Origin of the sequence: Rhizobium sp. BK289, assembly GCF_014193575.1 — a bacterium.
Classification (GTDB): domain Bacteria; phylum Pseudomonadota; class Alphaproteobacteria; order Rhizobiales; family Rhizobiaceae; genus Rhizobium; species Rhizobium tropici_C.
Map to the genome: position 1 here is coordinate 287,294 of NZ_JACHZO010000004.1, position 23,965 is coordinate 311,258.

Sequence of the window (23,965 nt, forward strand, 5' to 3'; positions counted from 1 at the left end):
GCTGCACTCATTGCGTTCGTAGACGTCGATCTTGCACGCGCCGGCGATACGGGAGATGCGCTTGATATCAGCGGCATGACGCTGACCTTCGAAGATCCTTTCGATGATCTCAGTATCTCTGCCTGGGGCCCCGGCACCCGATGGATTGCCCATACTCCATGGAATGGTGATTTCGGAGGTGCTCGATTCTCCAATCCGGGTAACGACTTTCCCTTTGCAATACAGGAAGGCATGCTGCGCATTACCGCCGCACGTGATGATAAAGGTTCGTGGCGTTCAGGCCTGATTGCTTCCGTCGATCGAAATGGCGATGGCTTCTCTCAGCAATATGGCTATTTCGAAATGCGGGCGCGTCTTCCCGATGGCCCTGGTGTTTGGCCGGCCTTCTGGCTGATCGGCAAGGATCGCTCGAAATCGACAGCCGAGATAGACGTCATCGAGTATTATGGCGATAAGCCGGGAGCTTATTCTTCGACGGTACATGTCTGGCACCGGGATGGACGCCACGATTCCGACTATGCTCGTATCGATGCATTCGGTTCCGCAAGTCCCGGCGATCTGCACACCTATGGCGTGAAGATCGATTCCGACTTCATACGAATGTATTTCGATGGAAAGCTCGTTTGGAAAACCAAGGCTTTACCGGAACATCGCCAGCCGATGTACATGCTTGTCGATCTCGGCATCGTTGAAGGCATAACGAAGATGGCCGCAGCCGATCCATCCTTCATGTTTATCGATTATGTCAGAGCCTACCAGTTCAGGTAGCTGCCTCATCACCAAACCCAACTCATTACCATCTCGATCGGCGTGATCGAGACCATCCTGTGCATGGTGCTTGGCGAGAGGTGCCCGCGCTGGCGCCGTGCGTAATGCTTTCGGTCGAGTTGTTGCCGCCTTATCGGATGTTTCCGACGAATTGGCTACGCACCCCCGGGACTTACGACTTTCGGTGGTGAGCGCGATCATACCAATGATCAACTGGTGCTTTTGCCCCAGCGTGAAATTCTGCGGTGGACGATCAGGCATCGCATATCGTGCCGTCGTCAGTCGCAGGATGATCTGGAGGGTGACGATGATTGATCCCGAGGCCCAAGCAGAAGCAGGTAGCGCAGCAGGCCTGCACTACGATCGCAACCTTTGCCTTCACGAAATGCTGCGCATGCAGGCTCGGGCGACGCCGGAGGCAACTGCACTTGTGTTCGGCGACACCAGGCTCAGCTACCGTGATCTCGATCGCGTATCCGACGCGCTCGCGTTGCATCTGGTCAGGATCGGCGTGCACAGGGCCGATATTATCGGTCTTTTCCTGCCACGCAGCGCCAATGCCATCATTTGCAAGATAGCGATCCTCAAGGCTGGCGGCGCCTATCTGCCGCTTGATCCCGCCCTTCCGGTCGACCATCTCGATTTCGTCATCGGCGAATGCCTGCCGAAGGTCATCTTCGTCGATTCGGCCTTTGGCGATAAGCTTTGCAATGTGCCGAGCATGAATGCAAAGGTCATCGAGGCAAATGCCATTATCGCCGAGATGGCAAGCCAACCGCGGGTTGCTCCGCCAGCAACGGCGATCACCGGCGCCGATCTTGCCTACATCATGTACACGTCGGGCTCGACCGGGCGCCCCAAGGGAACGATGATCTGCCATCGCAGCATCGCGCGGGTGGCTCTCGACCAGAACTATGCCGATTTTCGCCGCGACGACGTCATTCTTCATGCGGCCACCATTTCCTTCGATGCGTCGACTTTCGAAATCTGGGGCGCGCTTCTCAATGGCTGCACGATGGCAATCATGCCCGATGGCGATTTTTCCATTTCGCGCCTGTCCGACTTCATGCGGGCGACGGACGTCAGCATCTCCTTCCTCACGACGGGGCTGTTCAATCTCTTTGCCGATCATGTCCGCACACCCCTGCCGAAGCTTCGCCATGTTCTTTTCGGCGGCGAAGTCGGATCGGTCGTTCATGCCCGGCGCTTTCTCGAGCACCATCCCGGCTGCAAGCTCACCAATATCTACGGCCCAACCGAGACGACGGTCTTTGCCACCGCGTTCCCCGTCCTGCCCAGTTTTTCAGGCGGAGAGCTGCCGATCGGCAAGGCAATCGCGCATACTGGCGTCGCCATATTGGACGAGGAGTTGCGCATCGTCCCGCCGGGGATCGAAGGCCAGCTGGCAATATCGGGCGATGGCCTGGCCATCGCCTATTTCAAGCGCCCGGAGCTGACAGAGCAGAAATTCGTGACCATTGCCACGAAGGACGGCGCGGCGCGCTTCTATCTGACCGGCGACATGGCCTCCATGAAGCCGGATGGCACCGTTACCTTCAAGGGACGGCGCGACCGGCAGGTCAAGATCAACGGCAAGCGGATAGAGCTCGATGAGATCGAAACCGCGCTCAGGCGCGATCCGCGTCTTGCCGATGGCATTGTCCTTTGCCATGTCCAGGGCGAAAACCTGAAACGCATCGTTGCCTATCTATGCCCTAAGGAAAGCCATGTAGGCGCAGGCGCCGACCTCGTGCAGGGCGTCATGGCGACGCTGCGCATGGCACTTCCGGCCTATATGATCCCAAGCGCCGCCGTCATCGTCGATACGCTGCCGCTCACGGCAGCCGGCAAGGTCGACCGCTCCAAACTCTTGCCGCCGCCCGTCGAAATGCAGACGAAGCCCATGGATACCAGGAGCCGGACGGAAGAGCTGCTGACGACGCTGTGGCAAGATGCATTGAGCCTTGCCGGCGTCGATGTCGACCGAAACTTCTTCGACCTTGGCGGCACCTCCCTACAACTGATGGAAATTCATGCCGGTCTTGAAGAAGCGCTCGGTCGTCCGATCGACGTGGTTGCGCTGCTGCGCCATCCGACCATCCGAGAACTGGCCCTTTACCTGGACGGCAGGACGGCCGGGCCGACGCGGATCGCCGCGGCCGCTCAGCGCGCGGCCCTGCAGAAGAAGGCAATCTCTCACATGCGCAGGAGCTCCTTATGAAACGAAATCACCAAGAGAAGGGCGAACAGCGTGATTTCGAGGAGAATGAAGATCTGAACGGGCAAATTTCCGGGCACATCGCCATTATCGGCATGTCCGGCCGTTTCCCCGGCGCCCCTTCCGTCGATGAACTCTGGAAGCTCGTGCTCGAAGGGAAGAACGTCTTTTCCCGCTTCTCGCCGGATGAAATCGAAGACGCATTCACCGACGAGGAGCGGGCGCAGCCGAATTATGTCGCAGCAAGGCCTCATCTCGAGAATGCCGATATGTTCGACGCCGAATTCTTCGGCATGTTTCCACGCGAGGCTGCCGTCACCGATCCGCAGCATCGCATCTTCCTGGAAATATGCTGGGAGGCGCTGGAGGACGGGGGCTACGATCCGCAGCGCTATGCCGGCCCGATCGGCGTCTTCGCCGGCTCCTCGATGCCGACCTATCTGATCAACAATGTTCTGCACGATCGCGCCAAGGCGGAAGAGTTCACGTCGAACTACCAGATCGGCTCGTTCCACGAGCTCGTCGGCGCGCTCAACGATACGCTCGCAACCCGCGTCGCCTACAAGTTCAATCTGCGCGGCCCCGCCTTCACGCTGCAGTCCGCATGCTCGACCTCGCTTCTCGCCGTTTCACAGGCGTGTCAGAATCTGCTCACCTATGGCTGTGACATGGCTCTTGCGGGCGGGATTTCGGTGACCATTCCGCAGAAAAGAGGCTACATCTATCAGGAAGGCGGCATGGCCTCGCCGGACGGCACTTGCCGGCCTTTCGACGCCGACGCCGCCGGAACGGTCTTTGCCAGCGGAGCCGGTGTCGTTCTCCTGAAGCGTTACGAGGATGCGGTGCAGGATGGCGATCACATCTATGCGCTCATTCGCGGCTACGGCATCAACAATGACGGCAGCGACAAGATCGGTTTCACCGCGCCGAGCGTGGACGGGCAAGCCGAAGCGATCGCCACCGCGATCGCCAATGCGGGCGTCGATCCCTCGACGATCGGCTATATCGAATGCCATGGCACCGCAACGCCGCTTGGCGATCCCATCGAGTTCAATGGATTGACGAGAGCCTTCGCGGATGGCGCGCGGGGAACTGCCGGCTGCGCACTTGGATCGGTCAAGGGCACCATCGGCCACACGGATGCCGCAGCCGGCGTAACCGGGCTCATCAAGACGGCGCTGGCGCTTCACAGCGCAAAAATCCCGCCGATGCCGAATTATCGTCGGCCCAATCCCCGCATCGATCTCGATGGAAGTCCCTTCTACATTCCGACCGCAGTGACCGACTGGCCGCAGGGGCAGGCGCCGCGCAGGGCCGGGGTGAGCGCCTTCGGCGTGGGCGGTACGAATGTCCATGTCGTTTTGGAGGAGGCTCCTCATCCATCGACTACGCCCAAAGAGGTAGAGGGGCATTATATCCTCCCCCTTTCGGCGCGCAATAAACCGGCTCTTGCGCAGATGCGCACCAATTTGAGCAATCATCTCGCTGAGAATCCGAAGCTTTCGATCGCGCAGCTCGCCAGCACGCTGCAAACGGGTCGGCGCGAGTTCGGCCATCGGCTGGCGGTTGCCGCCGGAAGTGCCGAGGAAGCAATCATCAAGCTGACGACGGACAGCTATCAACCCCTTGTTGCGGTAGATCAGCCGCCGGTCGCCTTCATGTTTCCCGGTCAGGGTGCGCAATATGTCGGCATGGGTGCCGGCCTCTACAGCTCCGAGCCGGAATTCGCCCGCTGGATCGATCGCGGCTCCGAGCTTCTGAAAATGACGCTCGGGCTCGACCTGCGCGACTATATCTGCCACACCGGCTCCGTGACGCAGGCGATCGCCGACGAACAGCGTGAAACCCGCATCGCTCAACCCTGTCTCTATCTTGTCGAATATGCGCTTGCCCGATTGTGGCTCAGCCGCGGTGTCAAGCCGTATGCCATGATCGGTCATAGCGTTGGCGAGTTTGTTGCCGCTACACTCGCCAACGTCATTTCCTTCGAAGACGGACTGCGCCTCGTGGCCAATCGCGGGCGGCTGATGCAGCACCAGCCGCAGGGCGCGATGGTCTCCGTTCGCGCCGACGCCACGACGACGGCTTCCTATCTGCAAGGCGATGTCGAAATTGCCGCGATCAATGCTCCGAAGCTCTGCGTCATCTCCGGCCCGTTCGCCGACATCGACAGGGTGTGCACGGCGCTTGAAGCCGCCGAGATAGCCTTCAGTCGCCTGCACACATCGCACGCCTTTCATTCGGTCATGATGAAGGATGCGGCTCTTGCCCTGCGCCAGGAGACGGAGAAGGTGACCTACGGCACCGCGACGCTCCCCTTCATCTCGTGCGTGACGGGCGACTGGCAAACCGCCGAGCTGATGACGTCTCCCAACTATTGGGCGATGCATTGCCGCGATGCCGTCCACTTTGCCGATGGCCTGGTCACGCTGTGCCGCGACCGCAAACCGCTTCTTCTCGAAGTCGGGCCGGGGCGGACGCTTTCGGTGTTTGCCGCGCAGACGATCACCCGTGACGGTCTTGCCGCCGTCGTGCAATCCCTGCCGGAGCATGACCGGGCCTCCGCTGCTGCCGAAACGCTCGCTGAAGCGCACGGCAAGCTATGGATGGCGGGCTGCCGGCTCAACTGGCCGGCTCTCCCGCCGGCTGCACGGCAGCGACTGTCCCTGCCCACCTATCCGTTCCAACGCCAGCGTCATTGGCTCGATGCGCCCCCATCCGCGCGTCGCGCATCGAGCCGGAGCGCCCATGCCAATCCGGAGAGCTCTCCTGAAAGCGAACCCCTTGTCTCTGACGTCAACCTCACCGAGGAGAAACGAGCGATGAATGTTGCAGCATCAATTTCCATCTCCAGCCGCCTGCCGCAATTGGAAACGGCTCTTCTGACGCTATTGAGCGATATGTCAGGTGAAACGCTTGGTCCCGACGAACGGGCGGCGACATTCCTGGAATTAGGCTTCGATTCCCTCTTCGTCGGTCAGTTTGCGCAACGCATCGAAAAAGACTTCAAGGTCAAAATCTCCTTCCGGGAATTGCTGAGCGATATCCCTTCCGTTGCCGATCTGGCCGTCTACCTCGATCAGCAAATGCCACCCGAGGCAATCAAGGCGGCGGAACCCGTACTATCCACCCCCCAGGCTGCGGCCGCGCCGATGCCGGCCGTATCGGTACCAAGCGTGTCAGCGCCAATCATGCCTGTCGCTACACAGGCATCCGCCATGCCAGCTGCAGCATCTGACCTCGCCACCGTGCTGCAATCCCAGATCCAGATGGCGCAAACCCTGTTCTCTCAACAGCTGCTGATGCTGCAGGCCATGCAGGGTGGCGCCCAGGCATCCTCGACGCCGAGCGTGATGCCAGTGGCACCCATTGTACCGGCGCCGCAACCGGCAGTGAGTGCGCCCCCCGCCCCCGCCGCCGTGGAAAGCGATTTCGGCACCGAACGCATCAAACTCTATCGTCCGAATGCCAAGAGCCTGGCGCCGGAGATTACCGCGGCCAAGCAAGATTTCATCACCAGCCTCACCAGGGCCTATGAAACCAAGAATGCCAAATCGAAGAGCTTTACCCAGGGTCATCGCGGGCATCTGGCCGATCCCCGTTCCGCCTCGGGCTTCCGAGCAGACTGGAAAGAGATGGTGTTCCCGATCGTCTGCGATCATTCCAAAGGCGCTTACATCTGGGATATCGACGGCAATCAGTATGTCGATCTGGTCAACGGTTTCGGGCAGACGGCCTTCGGCCATGCGCCGGATTTCGTCATCGACGCCGTCAAGGCTCAGGCCGACCGGGGATTTGCCATCGGCCCGCAGACGCCGCTTGCCGGTGACGTCGCAAAGATGATCGCCGACGTGACCGGCCACGAGCGGGTCACCTTCTGCAATACCGGTTCGGAAGCGGTCATGGCTGCGATGCGGCTTGCGCGCGCCGTCACCGGCCGTGATCGGGTCGTGGTCTTTGCCAATGATTATCACGGCCAGTTCGACGAAGTTCTGGTCAAGGGCCGCAATCGCGCCGACAAGCCGATCGCCCTGCCCGTCGCTTCCGGCATTCCGATGGCCTCTGTGTCGAATATGACCGTGCTACGCTACGGCGCTCCGGAAAGCCTCGACTTCATCCGCGCCAACGCCGCCGATATAGCAGCCGTCATCATCGAGCCGATCCAGAGCCGTCATCCCGAATTGCAGCCGCGCGAGTTCGTGCTGGAACTGCGCGACATCGCCACCAAGTCCGAATTCGCTCTGGTCTTCGATGAGGTCGTCACGGGCTTTCGCGTCGATCCCGGCGGCATGCAGGCGATCTGGGGCATCAAGGGCGATATGGCGACCTACGGCAAGGTCGTCGGCGGCGGAATGCCGATCGGCGTGCTTGTCGGCAGCCCGCGTTTCATGGATGCGCTGGATGGCGGCTATTGGGCTTACGGCGACAGCTCCGTGCCCATGACGGCGCCGACATTCTTTGCCGGCACCTTCGTGCGCCACCCGCTGACGCTTGCCGCCGCCAACGCCGTGCTGCACCACATCAAGGGAGAGGGTTCCGCTCTCTACAGCCGTGTCGCCGAACGAACCGAAGCATTGGTCGCGGAGATCAAGGCCGATCTTGCCAGACGCGGCATCGCCGATGTGGTCCATGGCTACAAGAGCTGGTTTGCCACCGACTTTTCCAGCCAGGATCCGCTCGGCGCGCTGTTCTATGCCCAGATGCGGCTGAATGGCGTCCACATACAGGATGGCTATCCCTGCTTCCTGACGACAGCCCACAGTGAAGACGACTTCCGCACGATCGCGAAAGCCTTCCGCGACAGTCTCGACGCCATGCAGCGGGTCGGAATATTCACCGCAAGGGAAGAATCGTCCGTATCGGCAAAGCCGATACAGGCATCCCTGGCAAGGCCGGAATCCGCGCCGCTGACGGAGGCGCAAACGGAAATATGGCTCGCAGCCCAGGCGGGCGACGAAGCCTCCTGCTCATTCAACGAGTCCTTTTCGCTGACGCTGGAAGGAACCCTCGACGAGGCAGCCATCCGGAAGGCTATCGATACGGTCATTGCGCGCCATGACGCGTTTCATATTCGCTTCGACCGCGGCGGCGAGTCTTTCCGCTTCATTCCGGATTTCAAGCTCGACGTGCCGATCCTTGAGGATATCGATGACCAGGGTCTTGCCATTCTCATAGACGACGACGCCCATACGCCCTTCGATCTCATCAACGGCCCGCTGGTTCGCGCAAGCATCGTCAAGCTGGCATCCGACAGGCACGTGCTGGTCTTCACGGCCCATCACATCATCTGCGACGGCTGGTCGATCAACACTTTCGTCGAAGAGCTTACCGCTGCCTACGAGGCCTACAGGACGGGCAATGTTCCGGAATTCCAGCCGGCCCTTTCCTTCGCCACCTATTCGACGGATCTTTCCCCCAGGCCGGAGAAATCCCAGGCGACGGAACAGTTCTGGCTCGATCAGTTCAAGACGGTTCCGGACCTTCCCGACCTGCCGCTCGATCGGCCGCGTCCGGAATATCGCAGCTTCGCAGGCGGCAGCTGCACCGGCTATATCGATGCCGATGTCTACAAGGCGCTGAAGAAGAAGGGAGCCAAATCCGGCGCCACCCTGTTCTCGACGCTGCTCGCAACCCTCCAGGTCATGATATCGCGGCTGTCGGGCCAGAACGATATCGTCATTGCCATTCCATCAGCCGGTCAAAGCCTGCTCGACGGCCAGATTCTCGTTGGCCATTGCGTCAACCTGCTGCCGCTGCGCCAGGCTATCTCGCAGACCGAGCCGTTTACGGATCATTTGAAGGCAACGCAGCAGTTGGTCTTCCAGGCCTTCGAACACCAGGATTACACCTACGGCACGCTGGTGCGCAAACTGGATACGAAGCGCGATCCGCGCCGCCTGCCGCTCACCGAAATACAGTTCAATCTCGAACGCATGGCCGGCGGATCATCCTTCGGCGATCTCAAGCCGACCATGGAGCCGAACGCGAAGGCTTTTTCCAATTTCGATCTATTTTTCAACATGATCGAGGCGCCCGACCACATCCGCATTGATGTCGATTACAATGCCGATGTCTTCGACCGTTCGACCGTGGAACGATGGATCGGTCACTTCTCGACGCTCGCCACCACCTTGGCCAAGGACATGGATCACAAGATCGGTGAACTGTCGCTTTTGTCGGCGGAGGAGAAATCCTGGCTGGTCGACGATCTCAATCGTACGGCTGTACCTTACGACCACGATCAGTTCGTCTTCTCGCTCTTTTCCAAACGGGCAGCCGAACAGCCGAACGCCGTCGCCGTGCAACATGACGGTCAGACGCTGAGCTACGGCGAGCTGGAGACGCGCTCGAACCAGCTTGCTCTCTACCTTCAGATGGTGCTTCCGGATCCTGGCCAGCGGATTGCCATATTGGTCGAGCGTTCGCTGAACATGATCGTCGCCCTGCTTGCGGTCATGAAGGCAGGACACACCTATGTCCCAATGGATCCCGCTCACCCGGAACCTCGCCTGCTGCAGACGCTGGATATCGCCCGCATCGGCGGCTTGATTTGCGACGGCGACGACATGGCACGGCTTGCCTCCAAGGATATTCCCGTTATCCGGCTCGACCAGGATGCCAAGGCGATCGGCTCGATGACCGGCCTTGCCCTTAAAACCTTACCTGTTGATACGACCGCATCCGCCTATATCATCTTCACCTCCGGTTCGACCGGCATGCCGAAGGGGGTCGAGGTTTCGCATCGATCCCTGACGAACTTCCTTCTCTCCATGGCGAAGGAGCCCGGCTTCGGTGCGGATGACACGCTTGTCGCAGTCACAACCATCTCGTTCGACATAGCCGGTCTGGAACTGTACCTGCCGCTGATATCGGGCGGAAAGGTCGTCATCGCCAGCCGCAGCCAGGTCCAGGACGGCTTCGAGCTAGTCAAGCTCATCGACGAACATGATGCCACGGTGCTGCAGGCCACGCCAACACTTTGGCAGATGCTGGTCGAAGCCGGCCTGAAGGAGCGGCGGACACTGAAAATGCTCTGCGGCGGCGAGCCCCTGCCCAGGGAGCTGGCGCGCTCGCTGCTTGGTATCGGCGGCGAACTCTGGAACATGTACGGCCCGACGGAAACGACGATCTGGTCGTCGCTGCAACGCATCACGGATGCCGATCAGCCGATTACTATCGGCCATCCCATCGCCAATACCCAGCTTTTCATTCTCGACCAGAGCGAGAATATCGCACCCGTCGGCGTCATCGGCGAGCTGCATATCGGCGGCGACGGCCTGGCGGAAGGTTATTTCGATCGCCTCGATCTCACCGAGAAGGCCTTCGCCCCGCATTGCTTCGCCATCGGCAGGCCGATGCGGCTTTACAGGACCGGCGACGTCGGGCGGCGGCTGGCCGACGGTTCGCTGCAATTGCTCGGCCGGCGCGACCAGCAGGTCAAGCTGCGCGGCTTCCGCATCGAGCTCGGCGATATAGAGGCCGTCATCTCCAAGGCGGAGGGTGTACGCCAATGTGCTACCGTCGTCGCCGAGAACGCCAAGGGCGATCGCTCGCTGGTCTGCTATATCGTGCCTGAAACAGGCGGCAACGATGCATTGACAGCCGATATCGCGGCACATGCCAAGGCCAATCTGCCCGGACATATGGTTCCGAGCTTCTGGGTGCTGGAAAGCGAGCTGCCGCAGACCGCCAACGGCAAGCTCGACCGCAAAACCCTGCAGCAGCGTGGCGTGCCTCAGAGGGGAGCCGCGCCAACCAAGGTCCAGCCAAAAACCGAGATGGAACAGCGGCTGCTGGCGATCTGGCAGGACGTTCTGAACCTTGGCGATATCGGCATGGATGACAATCTCTACGCGCTCGGCGCCGACTCGCTTGCCATCTTCCGCATCGCCGCCCGCATGCGCGACAACGGCCTGCCGCTGGAAGCAAAGCATCTCTTGCGTCATCCGACGATTGCCGCATTGGCTGCCTTTGCCGACAGCCAGACGGAGGCTCCGGCCGATCCCGTTCAGCTGCACATTCCATCACTGCGAGATTTTCGTAACGGCGCACGCCGAGGACTGGGGGCATCTCTATGAGTACAGTCGACAATAGTCCAAGCGGTCCCCTTGCCGAACCGCAGATCATCGGCGAATTTCCCTGTACGCAGACACAGCTGCGCTGCTGGATTCTCGATCAGCTCAATCCCGGCAATCCGGCGCTCAATGTCGCGGTCCGGTGGGAAATCCGCGGTTCATTCAAAGTCGCGACCCTCGAAGCGGCCTTTCGAAAAATCATCCAGCGTCATGAAATACTGAGAACCCGCTTCATCGAAAAAAGTGGCCAGCCATTCCAGCAGGCCGTCAGCGACGTCAATTTCAAGATGTCGGTGATCGATCTGCGCGGCATGCCGCCGGAGCAGCGCCAGGCACGCATCCTGTCGATCGGCGAGGAGACCGCGCAAGCGCCCTTCGATCTGAGCGTTCCGGGCCTCTTCCGCGTCACGCTGCTGATGGCCGAAAACGAACGCGGCTTTCTGTTGATCACCGCGCATCAGAGCTGCTTCGACGGCTGGTCCATCCGCGTCCTCGGGCGGGAAGTCGGCGAAATAGCGGCTGCGATCGATGCGGGACGCGCGCCGGTCCTGCCGGAACTGCCGCTGCAATATGGCGATTATGCTCTCTGGCAGCAGGAATATCTGCAGAGCTATGGCTTCGAGACGGAAAAGGCCTTCTGGCGGGATACGATGCAGGGCGCTCCCTATTTCGAAGTCGCCTCCGACCGGCCGCGCGGTCAGGTCAAGACCAATCGCGGCGATATCCTTGCCATCGCCCAGCCGCCCGCTTTCACCGATCGCATGGATGCGGCGGCACGTGCGCGTTGCGTTTCGCAATACAGCTTCGGGGCGGCGGTTCTGAGTGCTGCCCTCCATCGCCTGACACAGGCCCCGACCGTCCTGTTCGGCTCGCAGATCGCCGGGCGTGAGCAAAGCGATCTGGAAGACCTGATCGGCGTCTTCATCAACAATCTGGTCCTGCGCTTCGATTTCGGCTCCGATACCAGCTTTGCCGAACATATCCGTTCCGTCAGTGCGACAATCGAAGGTGCACTGAACCATCAGCGCATGCCGTTCAACAAGCTTGTGGAACTCGTCAATCCGGTGCGCGACCCGGCACGCAATCCGCTGATCTCGGTCAACTTCAACCTGCAGAAAGCGTTTCTCGAGGATCGGCGCTATGGCGGTTTCGAGCTGATCAGCTCGCCCTCGCAGTCTCCCGGCGTCATCTACGATCTGAGCTTCATCATGATCGGCCGCCCAACCGGCTGGCGCATGTCGATCGAATACAATGCCGACCTTTTCGAAGCCAGCACCATCGAAAGCCTCCTGCAACTATGGAGGAACGCTTATGAAATTGCTCTCGATCACCCTGAGGCGCCGCTTTCTTCGCTCGCTGCGCCGGAGCGACACCTGGCAGCTTCCGCCGAGGCTGCGCCGGTGGATGGCGCCGTCACAAGCAAATCGCCGGCGGATACGCGAATGGAAACGCTTGCTGAGCTTTGGAAAGAAGTCCTACAGGTTCCGCAAATACGTCCGGATGATGATTTCTTCGCACTCGGCGGCCACTCGCTCCTCGCGTTACGGCTCCTATCGGAAATACGCACAAGATTCGAAGCAACACCGACATTGCAACTTCTATTCAAGCAGCCGACGTTTGCAGGCTTTGCAGCGGCGATCTTCAATGTCGATACGGCGCCGGCATCACAGGAAAAGCCGGTGAACCCGTGGGAATTGATCACCTGCAAGCATGGTACGGGGACCGGTACGGTTTATACGCTCAATCATCCGTTCCTGTATTATCGCCTCGCCAACGAGCTGCCGGACAGCGTCTCCGTGCATAATGTCAATATGTTCCACGCGAATCTGGCAAACGGTCTGGATCGCCTGAACATCGAGGATATAGCCAGCCACGCGATAGACGCCATGCGGATCGACAAGGCCGTGGGCCGTGTTGCCATCGTCGGGCTCTGCGTCAATGGAATCCTGGCGCTGGAGGTCGGACGGCAGTTGCGGGAAAGAGGTGTCGATGTCGGCACCACGGCAATCATCGATGCATGGGCTCCGGGCTTTTTCATATCCCTGCCGAAACGGGAGCAGGCACGCTGGAACCGTGAACGGCGGCGCAAGCGGCTCGCCTATTTCACCCGAAAACTGCTCTCCGGCCGTATCCGGCCGATCGACTATCTCAAGGAGTTCGAAATCTCACTGTCGCTCCTGAGGCTATTCGGCGTCAAGGCCGGCCAATATTCGCCCGAAGAGGAAGCGAACGAGACCGTCACCAAGTTGCTGGTGGCGGCAGCGCGCCGCTACAAGCCGCCGCAGACGAAGGATCCCAGTGTCGTGCTGCTGCGAAGCAGCGCGACCAATCCTCGGGCACGCAAATTGCGGTTCGGATGGGGTGATGCGATCGGAGACGACTGCCCGGTAGTCGATATCGATGGCTGGCATGAGGATTCGCTCACCAGCAACGGCATCCGCGACCTGGCGTCGACGCTCTCCGGAAAACTCGCCGGCGGCTAGAGCCGCCTGACGGTCTGCAAGGATGCGAGCCATAAAGGGAAGCAATGATGAACGAGACCAAGCCATTGAGGATCGGCATCCTTGTCGCGCGCGGACGTGCGCTCGAGAATTGGGAGCTGATGATCCTGGATCGAATCCTGGCGGAACCCTCTCTGGAGCTCGCCGCGGTCTTCCCCCATCCCGATCCATTCGAGGATGGCACGACGTCGAAGCTGTTATCCTGGGGCGCGAGGCTGGAGGCCGGCACCCTTGCGCGCCAACCGGCCTACTCGCCGAAATATTTCCATAGCCACCGCCATTTTATTGATTGCTACGACACCGACGGCGACAAGAGGTGTGCCAGCGAGACCATCACCGGGGCAATGCTGCGCCGTCTGAAGCTTGACCTTGTCATCCGCACGACCCCGAAAGGGATGGCGGACGAGGCAATTGCCGCCCTGCCTTTCGGAGAATGGGCTTTCAATTTCTCCGACCAGCAATCCGCCGAAGCGGATTGGTTCGGATATGCGGAGGTTCTGGCACGTGCTCCGACCGCGGAAATCGCTCTCTATGCAAGATGCGACGGCAAGGCCGATAAGCGGGAGATTGCAAGGGCGGCATTCAACATCAAGCCCAGCGCGGCGAGATTGAGCGCCTTCGTGCGGGAGCGAAGCGTGACACTTCTATTGCGCGAGTTGGCGCGGCTTGCCGACACCAGACAGTTCAATCCGCCCGCTTTTGTCGAGGCCACCGAGGCGCATGCGCCATCATACGGGGACCTCGTTCGCTACGGCTGCATCGTCGCAGGTTCGGTCTCCGCCAAGGCATTCAGATCGATCAAGGCGAGACTCCATTCCGATTCCGCCATATGGACCCTCTATACGGGGTACGGTCAGATCGATGATTTCGATCCGAGCGAGGCGGTCGAGATCCCTCCTTCCGACAACAGCATCAAGGCCGATCCGTTTCTCTTCGAGCACGAAGGCAAATGCTACCTGTTCTACGAGGCCTATGCCCGCGGCGATCGCAAGGCGCATATCGCCGTCGGCCGCTTTGACGGCGATGCGCTCACGCAGGTCGGGGTGGCGCTGGAGCGCCCCTATCATCTTTCCTATCCGTTCATATTCCGCGACGGCGATCAGATCTTCATGATACCGGAAACGCATCAGGCGCGGCGCCTGGAGATCTGGCGGTGCTCCGAGTTTCCGTTGAAATGGGAACTGCATGCCACCGCCTTCGAAGGCCAATCGCCTGCGGACAGCATCCTTATCCGTCATGGCGCCAAATGGTGGCTGTTCACCAACTTGTCGGACTTTCATGCCTACGAAGATCATTGCAGCGAGCTCTATCTGTTCGAGGTCGATGGGCCGGCGCTCACCGGCATCAAGCCGCACAAGCGGAATCCTGTCGTCATCGGCAGCACGGAAGCGCGCGGCGCCGGCCGCATCTTCGAACATGACGGCAGGCTCCTGCGGCCCTCGCAGAACAATGCGCACGGCATCTATGGTTACGGGCTCAACATCATGGAGATCGAAACGTTGACGCTCGACGACTATCGCGAGCGCCGCATCCGTACCATAACGCCCGGCTTCAAGGCTGGACTGCACGGTTGCCACCATTTCGATGCGACGGGCGGCCGCTACATTCTTGATGCGAGATTGACCATCTGACCTGCAGCCTCGCTGCGATAGCGCAGGCGAAGCCGGCGTCCTCCAGTCGAGGCGACAATCGCACCAGCAAAGTTGATCGGTGTCGCAAGCTCCAAAACGATCCAGTTTGCCGGCGCGTCCGGCTCCCCTTCCAGTCGTTCCAATCGCGGTTCCGCCGACCCGTCGACGGTAACGTCGAAGCTATCCAGCGGCAGAGACAGCCCGGCACCATGCGCCTTGATAAAGGCCTCCTTGCGCGTCCAGCAGCGATAGAAACCATCCAGATAGCACTCCGCCGGCAAAGACCGGAGCGTCTCGTATTCCTTGCGTGAGAAGAAACGTTTTGCGACATCTTCCTTCAAGAACCGGATTTCCTCGATGTCGATGCCAAGCTCGTAACGATCGGAGACGGCAAGAACGGCCAGATCGGCGCTATGGCTGAGATTGAAGTGAATCGGGAGAGTGCCGCAAGCCGATACGGAAGGCTTTCCGTGATCGCCATAGGTGAAGCGGATCGCTTGCGGCGGAAGGCCGAGATAGCGACCCAGTATCAGCCGCATCCCGCTTCTTGCCGCGACGAAGCGAAGCCTGTGACGGTCGTGAATGAAGCGGTCCGCCCGAGCGCGTTCGTCAAGGGACAGCAATGTGGTGGACGCGTCGAACTCGATCAGCGGCGCGTCCAGGCTCCAACTCCAGACATCGATAATGTCAGGGCCGATACTCTCCATGCTAGGTTGTTGCATAGAAGAGGTTGGAAGGTATGGATTTGGCCTGTCGCGACATGCGCCGCGCCATATGGGCAACCAGCGCCACGGGATAGTTCTCTCCGAGACTGATGCGGCAGCTGCGCTTCAGAATATCCAGCGTCTGCGCGCAGAGGTCCGGCGTGTACTCGATTTTTCGATCTGTCCAGTGGAACGGATTCATCGCCGGATGGCCGGTGCGCTGCTGCAGGATCGGTTGCCAGTTGGTGTAGACATGGCGGCTGGAATCGAAGAGCCGATAGACGCCGCGCTTGTTTTCCTCGGCGAATCTTTTTGCTTCTTCCGAGGTCTCGAAGATGACGTGAAGCCCCGCCGCATTGCCGACATCGTTATGCGGACCCACCATCAGCCGCGTGTTCTTGGCAAAGATTTCGCTCATCACGTCATAACGCTCGCGCATGCGGGCAATCATCGGATCAAGCTTCTTCAGCTGCACGTTCAGCATCGCCCCCTGGATCTGGCTTGCCTTGAAATTCACGCCCAGCATGGGCGGCTCGTTGGCATTGTCGAGATGACCGCGAAACATGGAGCCGATGTCGTGATACATGCGGGCGCGTGCAAACAGCCGCGCATCATTGGTGACGACCGCGCCGCCCTCGCCGCAATTGATGTTCTTGAATTGATTGAAGCTGAATGCTCCGAAATCGCCGATCGTGCCGACCCGCTTGGTCTTGTAACGCAACCCCACAGCCTGGCAGGCATCTTCGATCACGACGAGATTATTCTCGCGGGCTATGCGCATGATGCTGTCCATGTCGCAGACCATGTTCGACATATGGACAGGAATGATTGCCCTGGTCCGCGGGGTGATCTTACGCTGGATATCCTGCGGATCCATGGTGAGCGTATGGTCGACATCGACCAGAACGGGCACAGCACCGGCTGCCAGAGGCGCAGCAGCGGTTGCGATCCAGGTATAGGCCGGCACAAGCACCTCATCGCCAGGCCCGACGCCAGCGGCCACCAGGGCCGAAATCAAGGCCCCGGTTCCGCTGCTTGTCGTCAGCGCATGCCGCACGCCGAACTTGGTGCAGAAATCGGCCTCGAAACGCCCCAGCGGACCGCCGGTCTCGTCGCTGTATCGTGCCAGTTTTCCAGAAGCAAACACCGGCGCGAGCGCCAACCATTCCCGTAACCCAACCTTGGCCATAGTTTTCGCTCCCCAGGAAACACGGCATTTGCAGGAGAGCCTAGCGTGTGATCGACCCATTTTCAGCATGGCTTTCCGACTGAAAAAGAACATCGCAACCGATCAAAACACCTATCCGAAATCGGTAGATGTCATCCGCGCCTATGCCAATCGAACAATTATCCGAGCGCTCGCGATACTGGTAAAAACGGGAAAAGCGGATGGAAAACGACCATGATGAGCCGCGACTTGAGCTCTATGCCACATGGCATTGAAATATATGCAGATATTGCCATTATCGGCGGTGGTCCGGCAGGCATTGCGATCGCGCGCGAGCTTGCCGATACGCAGATTCGCGTCCTCGTCATCGAAAGCGGTGGCCACGATTACGAGGCCGAGGTCCAGGCGTTGAACGCCGTCGAAAATATTGGGCAGCCTTCCACTTCGGCGGGGGGTACGCCGGAGGGGCGAGGCTATAATGGCAGTCTGGCATGGCTGAACGATATTCCGGCATTCGAGCTGCGAAATCGCATGCTTGGCGGTAGCAGCCATACTTGGATCGGAAAATGTGCCGCCTTCGATGACATCGACTTCGCCAGCCGGCCCTGGCTGCCGCTATCCGGCTGGCCGATCGATCGTCGCGAACTGCTGCCGGCCCTCGACCGCGCCGGGGAGCTGCTCAATCTCGGGCCTAATCTTTATGATGAAAGCCTGCTTGGCCTGCTGCATTCGCGTCCCGATAATCTCGGTCTGGACACACAACTGCTGCGGCCCTTCTTCTGGCAGTTCAGTCATATGCGCCATCCGCGCGCCGAGCCGACGCGTTTCAATCGTCTTGCCCTCGACATCAGGGCAACGAATATAGATTTTCTAATGCATGCCACGGTGGTCCAGATCAATCTCGACAGTCCCGGCCGGCGAGTGACCTCACTGGATCTCAAAAGCGCGACCGGCCGGAGCGCAAGCGTGCGTGCGGATACGGTCATTCTTTGCGGCGGCGGCGTCGAGAATGCCCGGCTCCTGCTTGCATCGAATTCCGCCCAGTCTGCGGGCATAGGCAACGCGCACGGCGTCGTGGGGCGCTATCTCTGCGATCATCCCCGTACGTCGCTCTGCCGCTTCACAGGGCGTGATATTGACGCCATTGCGCGGCATTTCAATTTCTACGGCCTTGGCCATGGCGGGCGGACGCATTTCTATCTCAGGGGCCTGTCCCTGAGCCCGGAAATGCAGGCGCGCGAAGGCCTCACCAATTGCGCGGCCTATCCCGTTCAAGTCCACGCCGACGACGATCCCTGGGCGGCGCTGAAGCGTTTGACGAAGGGAGCGGGCAAGACAGTCAAGCGCGATCTGCTGGCGGTCGCGAAATCGACCGACATGATCATCTCAGGACTGTATAATCGCCTTGTCCGTAAGCGAGGACTTCCGCATCGTTCGACCGAATTGCGGTTCGATGTCATGGTGGAACAGCAGCTCGATTCCGAGAGCCGCATCACGCTTGCGGACCGGTGCGATCCGTTCGGCCAGCCCCTGGCACGCATCGACTGGAGGATCGGTACGCGCGAGATAGACAGCGTCAAGCGGCTTGCACTGACAATCTCGAATGAATTCACCCGTGTCGGCCTGCCAAAACCACGACTGCCGGATTGGATCCTTGCAGACGGAGCCGGTGCGCAATTCATGGACATGGCTCATCCGTCCTGCACGACCCGCATGGGAACCGACCCGCGAACAAGCGTCGTCGACACCAATGCCATGGTCCATGGCATCGACGGCCTTTTCATTGCCGGCAGTTCCGTGTTTCCGACGCCGGGCCACGCCAATCCGACGTTGATGCTGCTTGCCTTGGCGATCCGGCTCGCCGACCACCTCAAGCAGAGGCACGCGGCCGCGCAAGCGCGCAAGCCGCGCGTCAGCGAACTGGATCTCTCCCTCCTTCAAGGCTACCCAAGCCGGAAATAAAAGCCGGCGCTTTCGCTGCGTCCGAGTTCGGGATGCGTGTCGATTGCGTGCGACAGGGAGGGAATGGACCAGCGATCGACCTGCCTGTATCCGAGCCTTGTGATATCAGCGATGAATTCAGCCTCGTTGCGCATGTGGTAGGGGACGTACGACCCGCCGATTCGTTCAAGCGTAACGACAGTGCTTTCTTTGCGAAGCGCGACTTTATTGAGGATCAGGTGACGTGGCCGAGAGGACATTTTCATCAGGAGGCCGGAGAGCGGCATATCGAGATATTGCATGAGCCCTGATCCGAGGAACAACGGCATCTCGCCCGCATCCTCGATCCGCTCGACAAAACCGAGACCGGTCAGGCCCTCCTTTTGAGCGAGATCCTGTCCGGCATGAACGATGGCGGGCAAATCATAGACAATCCAGCGAAACGAGCCTTCCAGCGGCAGCAACGGGCGAAAGGCGCGATATTTCGTTCCCATATGCCCACCCGCATCGATGAGGCCGTCGATTTCTGGCAACAGGCTGCGAATCCAGAACAGCACCGGATAATCCCACGGCGTTACTTGACACATTTTGGCAAAGGCAACGGTTGCGATCTCCTTGTGATCGTAGCCGGCCAACTCCCGCCTGCGGGCGGCTGCCATGGCCGCCTCGTAAGAACCATAGGCGCCGGTAAATCGTCGCGGAAAAGGGGAAAGGTAGTTCAGCCGTCCTCTTGCGAGCCTGAGGGGCGAAAGTCCGTGGGCGGCGGTTTGCTTCACTCCCCTGAAGACCGTGCGCGCATGGTTCGACCACGATGAACTCGACCACAACGACGTTGCCATCATTTCCCTCCTTGTCCGTGCGAGCCGGTCGCCGCCATTATCGCTTGACCGGTAGAATGGAGGCCGCGCCTCCGAACATCTTTTCCAAAGCGAGTAGCGTGCAGGCGTAGATCGCGCTGCCTGCCGCCACCTGCAGCAGCACGATCAGGATGCGCCGCATGCTGCGCGTCTCGGCAAAATAGCCGAGCCCATAGACCACTGCCGCCATCAGGGCGATCGCGACCACGACATAGCCACTCTTGCGCAAGACCTTTCCCCAGCCGAGGCCCCCATAATTCTTCTGCAGATGCATCGAGGTCAAAAAGGAGATCAATGATGCCGCGCATTGGCCCCATGCCGCCGCCGTGACGCCGAAGGGCGCCAGAAGCAGAATGAGCGAGACGGAGACCAATGCATTGAGCAGCAAGGTCGGGGGCATGCGCCTGATATTGCCTGACAAGGACAGGAGGGCCTCGGTCACATAGCCCGGCGTCAGCAGGACCTGCTTCATGGAGAGGATAGCCACCAGAACGGCGGCCGGTGCCCATTTGTCACCGAGCACGACCTCGATCAGATTGGACGAAATCAGCGAGAGGCCGAGATAGATCGGCGTGGAAATTGCCATGAGAACCATCATGAAAACCGTTGCAGCTGCGCCGGCGTCTCGAACAGGCCTTCCGTCCGAACTCATCACCATCGCCGATCGGCGAAACAGCGTCCAGGCAAGCATCCGCGCCGGCTCGCCGATGAGCTCGGAAAATGCCGCGACGATGCGCTCCGCCACACGATAATAGCCCGCCTCCGCAAGCCCGAGAAAGCTGCCGATCGCCAATGTTCCGGAATAGGAGCGCAGAAAGACGATCAGCCGGTTCGACAGGATATGGCGCGAGAATTCGAGGATCTCGCGGGCAAGGGGCAAGGTCAGATATATTCTGGGGAACCAGCCGAGCACGACCGCGGAAGCGCCAAGGCAGACCAGCTGCGATATGAGCCGGCCGGCCACGAGTGAAAATATGCTCCACCCCAACCACAGTCCCAGCATGGTGCAGCAAAGTCCGGCTATCTCGCTCGCCATCCGGATGACCGCCTGCCGGCGCAGGAGACCTCGGGCAATCAGCAGCCCGTCATAGACGGCATAAAGCGATGACGGCAAGAACCAGCAGCTGAAGAGGACCAGAAGCGCCGCTTCGTGCGGCCGGCGAAAGACAAGCCATGCAGTGGCCGCAGCCGCGAGGCCGACGATCGTCACGAGCATGCCGACAATGATCGAAATCGTGCCGACCTGGTCGAGCTCCCGCGCGCTGCATTCGGCCTTCATGACGAACTCGCCCCATCCACCCTCCGCAATTACGACCAGCATGATCATGATGGCGGAGCTGAAGGCATAGAGGCCGAATTCCGCCGATTCCAGCACGCGAGCGGCAACGAGGAATATAAGGAGCTGGACGACCTGCGCGACGATTTTCGAAACGAGGGTCGATGCTCCGTCGCCGACCACCGACGGCAGGCGAGAGCGGAGCCAATGCCGCAGGCCAGGCCAGCCAACGCTCTTGCGGCGAAACGGGAAATTGTCCATCAGCGCACCATTTCAGCGGCTGGACAGGGGGCGAAACTCGTTTTCAGGCCAGTTGATGAAGAATTTTTCGCGAAATAAAGCAAGAAGTTGCATAGTCTCATCCAGTTTTGCACCAGATAAAATGTGTAGTGTTCCCATTCAGGACATGATTCCGTGCCATGAAGCGCTGCCTGCGAGCAGGGAAAGCCGGAATTATACGATCTTATTTCACGAAGACTTCTACCCTGACCCCCAGAGTCGGATCGAAATTCTCGGCAATAAAAGAGGAGCTTGCCGGCAAACATTATGAAACACCACGCAGAGCCCCTTATGAAAGACGATAACCATGATCCCGTCGCCGCAGGACAGCCGGGCAGATCGAGACAGAAGTACCTCCTTCGGTGGATACTGGTACTCTTCTGTGTCATCGTATGGGTTGCTGTCGCCGCGTTCTTCATTTGGTGAGACGTTCTTTTTCATTGCGCGCGAGCAGGACGACACCGGCGGTTTTGACGAGAATCGCGAAGTCGGTACGCATTGAACGGCTGTGGAAATAATCCACATCGAATTGAACGCGCTCTTCATAGGTGGTGTCGGCGCGGCGGCTGACCTGCCAAAGGCCGGTGATGCCGGGTCGCAAGCCCAGATAGCAATAGAGATCGGATCCGTAGCGCTCGAGCTCCGAGGCGACGACGGGGCGAGGTCCGACCATGCTCATGTCGCCGCGCTGGACATTCAGCAACTGAGGCAATTCGTCGGCACTGCTCATGCGCAGATATTTTCCGAACCAATGAACGCGCGGATCGCTCGTCAGCTTCTGCGTCGACAGCCATTCCAGCCTCCGCTTCTCGTCGCGGGCTAGCAACTCCGCCAGCTGCCGGTCGGCATCCTTGCGCATCGTGCGGAATTTCAGGCATTCGAACGGCTGGCCGTCGCGGCCGATGCGTGTGTGGCGATAGATGATCGGTCGGCCATCGACCAGGAGCAGTATGATCGCAATCAGGAGCAGCGCCGGCGCCAGAAACAGCAATGCCGCTCCGGAAAGAAGAATGTCGACAATGCGTTTGGAGCGGCCCAGCCGTTCCGCCCGCTTCATGTCGCGGCGAGTTCTCTCGCCGTGGGCAACGCCGTCAATAGTCGATAACATGGCTCGGACCCCTAACCAGTCGTATGCTTCTTTCAGAGGCTGCCAGCTGCCCTCATCATTGACAATTGACCCTGCGGGCATTGGGCTAGTCCCATTGGCGTAGGGGAAGAACGCACATCTAACCACAAGCGTCAGCTCCTCTCCTCGATCAGCCGACCCGCAGCCGGAATGTCAGTGTCCATGACAATCCCTGGGCGCATCCCGACCGTATTTGCGCGCTGCAGCACGCCGTCGTAGAGCTTCAGCAGAGCCTCGAGCCATGAAGCCGGCGTGTGAGCCAGGTCGCCAGACCGGCGGATGCAATTCACACTCATCAAACGGAGTAGCATATCATCGCTCGCAAGCCTGCGTATACCGCTTGCGAGCGTCTCCACCTTGCCGCTTTGAAACGTAAGGCCACAGCCAAGCGTTGCAATCTCTTCACCCAAAAGTGCCGCGTCGGGTAGAATGACGGGTATGCCGCTTGTCACCGCTTCAAGAGCCGCCAGGCCGAACGGTTCAGGAACCCGCGACGAAACGACGAGCGCGCGCGCCTCCTCGAGAATGGCGCGCATCTCGTCCTTGGATTTCCAGCCGTAAATCATGACCTCCGGAAAATCCTTCTCCAGGCGCGCCCGGCCGGCGCCCTCACCTATGATATGCAATTTGACGCCGGCGAGCCTTGCCGCGATCGCCGCGTCTTCGAACCCCTTTTCCGGCTCAAGCCGGCCGACGAAGAAGAAATCGCGCTTTTTCCATGGATCCGTCGGTCGTGCGAGGAAGGGTTCGACCGGATTGCGGATCGTTTCTATGTTGCTCGTCTGTACTTGCCCGCGCTCGAAATAATCGCGCATGCGTTGATGGACGACCACAATATTGGCGGCAACCTGCCGGACGGGATAGTAGTGCTCCCGCACAAGATGGCGCGCGGATCGCCAGATCTTCTCGTGATAGCCGCGCTTGTCGCAGTTTGTCGTCAGACATGCCATCGACATCGGCGCCAGAGGGCAGACCTGGTTTTTGCGGTAGTTGGCGAACCCTCCATTCGGACAGGAGAGAAAATAGTCGTGAGCGTGCAGGACGACGCGCTCGCGGACGGGCCACAGGGCGCGAAAGATCGAAGGCGACAGGATCTTCGACCAGCCATGGACGTGATAAATGGTGCCTTCGGTATCGACGCGCGAAATAAGATCCTTCAGCGAGGCATGAGCTTGCCGGCTGTAAAGGCCGCTGGCGAATGCACCGAGACGCGATTGCTGCATCAGCGGCCGCGCTGCCAGATTGACAGTTTCGGGTGCTGGTGGATCCGAGCCGGCGTCATCGCCGGCGAAATAGGTTACCGCAACCCCTGCTTTTTGCAGCAAATCGGCCGAAAGAACCGCAAGATTGGATGCTCCGCCCACCCGGACGGAGCGATCATTGATGACGACGACGCGATCAAGGCCAAACGGAGGTACCAC

12 protein-coding genes are annotated in these 23,965 nt (G+C 59.9%); 6 read left to right on the forward strand and 6 right to left on the reverse strand.

Annotated elements, in window-relative coordinates; translation table 11 throughout:
- The first annotated feature begins 75 nt into the window (after positions 1-75).
- The 5 genes from FHT84_RS09840 (at position 76) to FHT84_RS09860 (ending at position 15,193) form a co-directional block, all read left to right on the forward strand.
- Positions 76-768, forward strand: coding sequence for a glycoside hydrolase family 16 protein (locus FHT84_RS09840; RefSeq protein ID WP_246698510.1), 693 nt, complete (start codon positions 76-78; stop codon positions 766-768).
- Positions 769-1,075: 307 nt separating this feature from the next.
- Entirely contained in the window at positions 1,076-2,989 is a 1,914-nt protein-coding gene (locus tag FHT84_RS09845; protein ID WP_183761982.1) for a non-ribosomal peptide synthetase, read from the forward strand.
- On the forward strand, positions 2,986-11,064 hold the full coding sequence (locus FHT84_RS09850) for a non-ribosomal peptide synthetase/type I polyketide synthase (protein ID WP_183761985.1): 8,079 nt from the start codon (positions 2,986-2,988) through the stop codon (positions 11,062-11,064). The genes FHT84_RS09845 and FHT84_RS09850 overlap by 4 nt, the downstream gene beginning before the upstream one ends.
- Entirely contained in the window at positions 11,061-13,544 is a 2,484-nt protein-coding gene (locus tag FHT84_RS09855; protein ID WP_183761988.1) for a condensation domain-containing protein, read from the forward strand. Before FHT84_RS09850 ends, FHT84_RS09855 begins: the two co-directional genes overlap by 4 nt.
- Before the next feature lie 47 nt (positions 13,545-13,591).
- Positions 13,592-15,193, forward strand: coding sequence for a hypothetical protein (locus tag FHT84_RS09860; protein ID WP_246698509.1), 1,602 nt, complete (start codon positions 13,592-13,594; stop codon positions 15,191-15,193).
- Here FHT84_RS09860 and FHT84_RS09865 read toward each other — a convergent pair.
- Entirely contained in the window at positions 15,163-15,900 is a 738-nt protein-coding gene (locus tag FHT84_RS09865; RefSeq protein ID WP_113248938.1) for a 4'-phosphopantetheinyl transferase superfamily protein, read from the reverse strand. The two genes, FHT84_RS09860 and FHT84_RS09865, sit on opposite strands and share 31 nt — an antisense overlap.
- A gap of 1 nt (position 15,901) precedes the next feature.
- Positions 15,902-17,086, reverse strand: coding sequence for a DegT/DnrJ/EryC1/StrS family aminotransferase (locus FHT84_RS09870; protein WP_112345671.1), 1,185 nt, complete (start codon positions 17,084-17,086; stop codon positions 15,902-15,904).
- A gap of 213 nt (positions 17,087-17,299) precedes the next feature.
- Between FHT84_RS09870 and FHT84_RS09875 the strand changes: the two genes are divergently transcribed.
- Positions 17,300-19,027: a GMC family oxidoreductase gene (locus FHT84_RS09875; protein ID WP_183761994.1), complete on the forward strand. Its 1,728-nt coding sequence runs from the start codon at positions 17,300-17,302 to the stop codon at positions 19,025-19,027.
- Here FHT84_RS09875 and FHT84_RS09880 read toward each other — a convergent pair.
- The 4 genes from FHT84_RS09880 to FHT84_RS31755 all read right to left on the reverse strand — a co-directional run bounded on the left by FHT84_RS09880 (position 19,009) and on the right by FHT84_RS31755 (position 23,965).
- Positions 19,009-19,845, reverse strand: a complete 837-nt coding sequence (locus FHT84_RS09880; RefSeq protein WP_183761997.1) for a methyltransferase, TIGR04325 family — start codon at positions 19,843-19,845, stop codon at positions 19,009-19,011. The two genes, FHT84_RS09875 and FHT84_RS09880, sit on opposite strands and share 19 nt — an antisense overlap.
- A 37-nt stretch (positions 19,846-19,882) precedes the next feature.
- Positions 19,883-21,400, reverse strand: a complete 1,518-nt coding sequence (locus FHT84_RS09885) for an oligosaccharide flippase family protein (RefSeq protein ID WP_113248941.1) — start codon at positions 21,398-21,400, stop codon at positions 19,883-19,885.
- A gap of 433 nt (positions 21,401-21,833) precedes the next feature.
- Complete coding sequence (locus FHT84_RS09890; protein ID WP_113248942.1) at positions 21,834-22,526, reverse strand: sugar transferase; 693 nt, start codon at positions 22,524-22,526, stop codon at positions 21,834-21,836.
- Between the two features lie 131 nt (positions 22,527-22,657).
- Positions 22,658-23,965 (reverse strand): glycosyltransferase family 4 protein, encoded by a 1,308-nt coding sequence (locus FHT84_RS31755; protein ID WP_348647342.1) that lies wholly within the window; start codon positions 23,963-23,965, stop codon positions 22,658-22,660.

Excerpts from the sequence above, each read along its gene's own strand:
- FHT84_RS09840 (WP_246698510.1), top strand. The coding sequence starts at position 76 with ATGACGCTGACCTTCGAAGATCCTTTCGATGATCTCAGTATCTCTGCC.
- FHT84_RS09845 (WP_183761982.1), top strand. The coding sequence starts at position 1,076 with ATGATTGATCCCGAGGCCCAAGCAGAAGCAGGTAGCGCAGCAGGCCTG.
- FHT84_RS09850 (WP_183761985.1), top strand. The coding sequence starts at position 2,986 with ATGAAACGAAATCACCAAGAGAAGGGCGAACAGCGTGATTTCGAGGAG.
- FHT84_RS09855 (WP_183761988.1), top strand. The coding sequence starts at position 11,061 with ATGAGTACAGTCGACAATAGTCCAAGCGGTCCCCTTGCCGAACCGCAG.
- FHT84_RS09860 (WP_246698509.1), top strand. The coding sequence starts at position 13,592 with ATGAACGAGACCAAGCCATTGAGGATCGGCATCCTTGTCGCGCGCGGA.
- FHT84_RS09865 (WP_113248938.1), bottom strand. The coding sequence starts at position 15,900 with ATGGAGAGTATCGGCCCTGACATTATCGATGTCTGGAGTTGGAGCCTG.
- FHT84_RS09870 (WP_112345671.1), bottom strand. The coding sequence starts at position 17,086 with ATGGCCAAGGTTGGGTTACGGGAATGGTTGGCGCTCGCGCCGGTGTTT.
- FHT84_RS09875 (WP_183761994.1), top strand. The coding sequence starts at position 17,300 with ATGATGAGCCGCGACTTGAGCTCTATGCCACATGGCATTGAAATATAT.
- FHT84_RS09880 (WP_183761997.1), bottom strand. The coding sequence starts at position 19,845 with ATGGCAACGTCGTTGTGGTCGAGTTCATCGTGGTCGAACCATGCGCGC.
- FHT84_RS09885 (WP_113248941.1), bottom strand. The coding sequence starts at position 21,400 with ATGGACAATTTCCCGTTTCGCCGCAAGAGCGTTGGCTGGCCTGGCCTG.
- FHT84_RS09890 (WP_113248942.1), bottom strand. The coding sequence starts at position 22,526 with ATGTTATCGACTATTGACGGCGTTGCCCACGGCGAGAGAACTCGCCGC.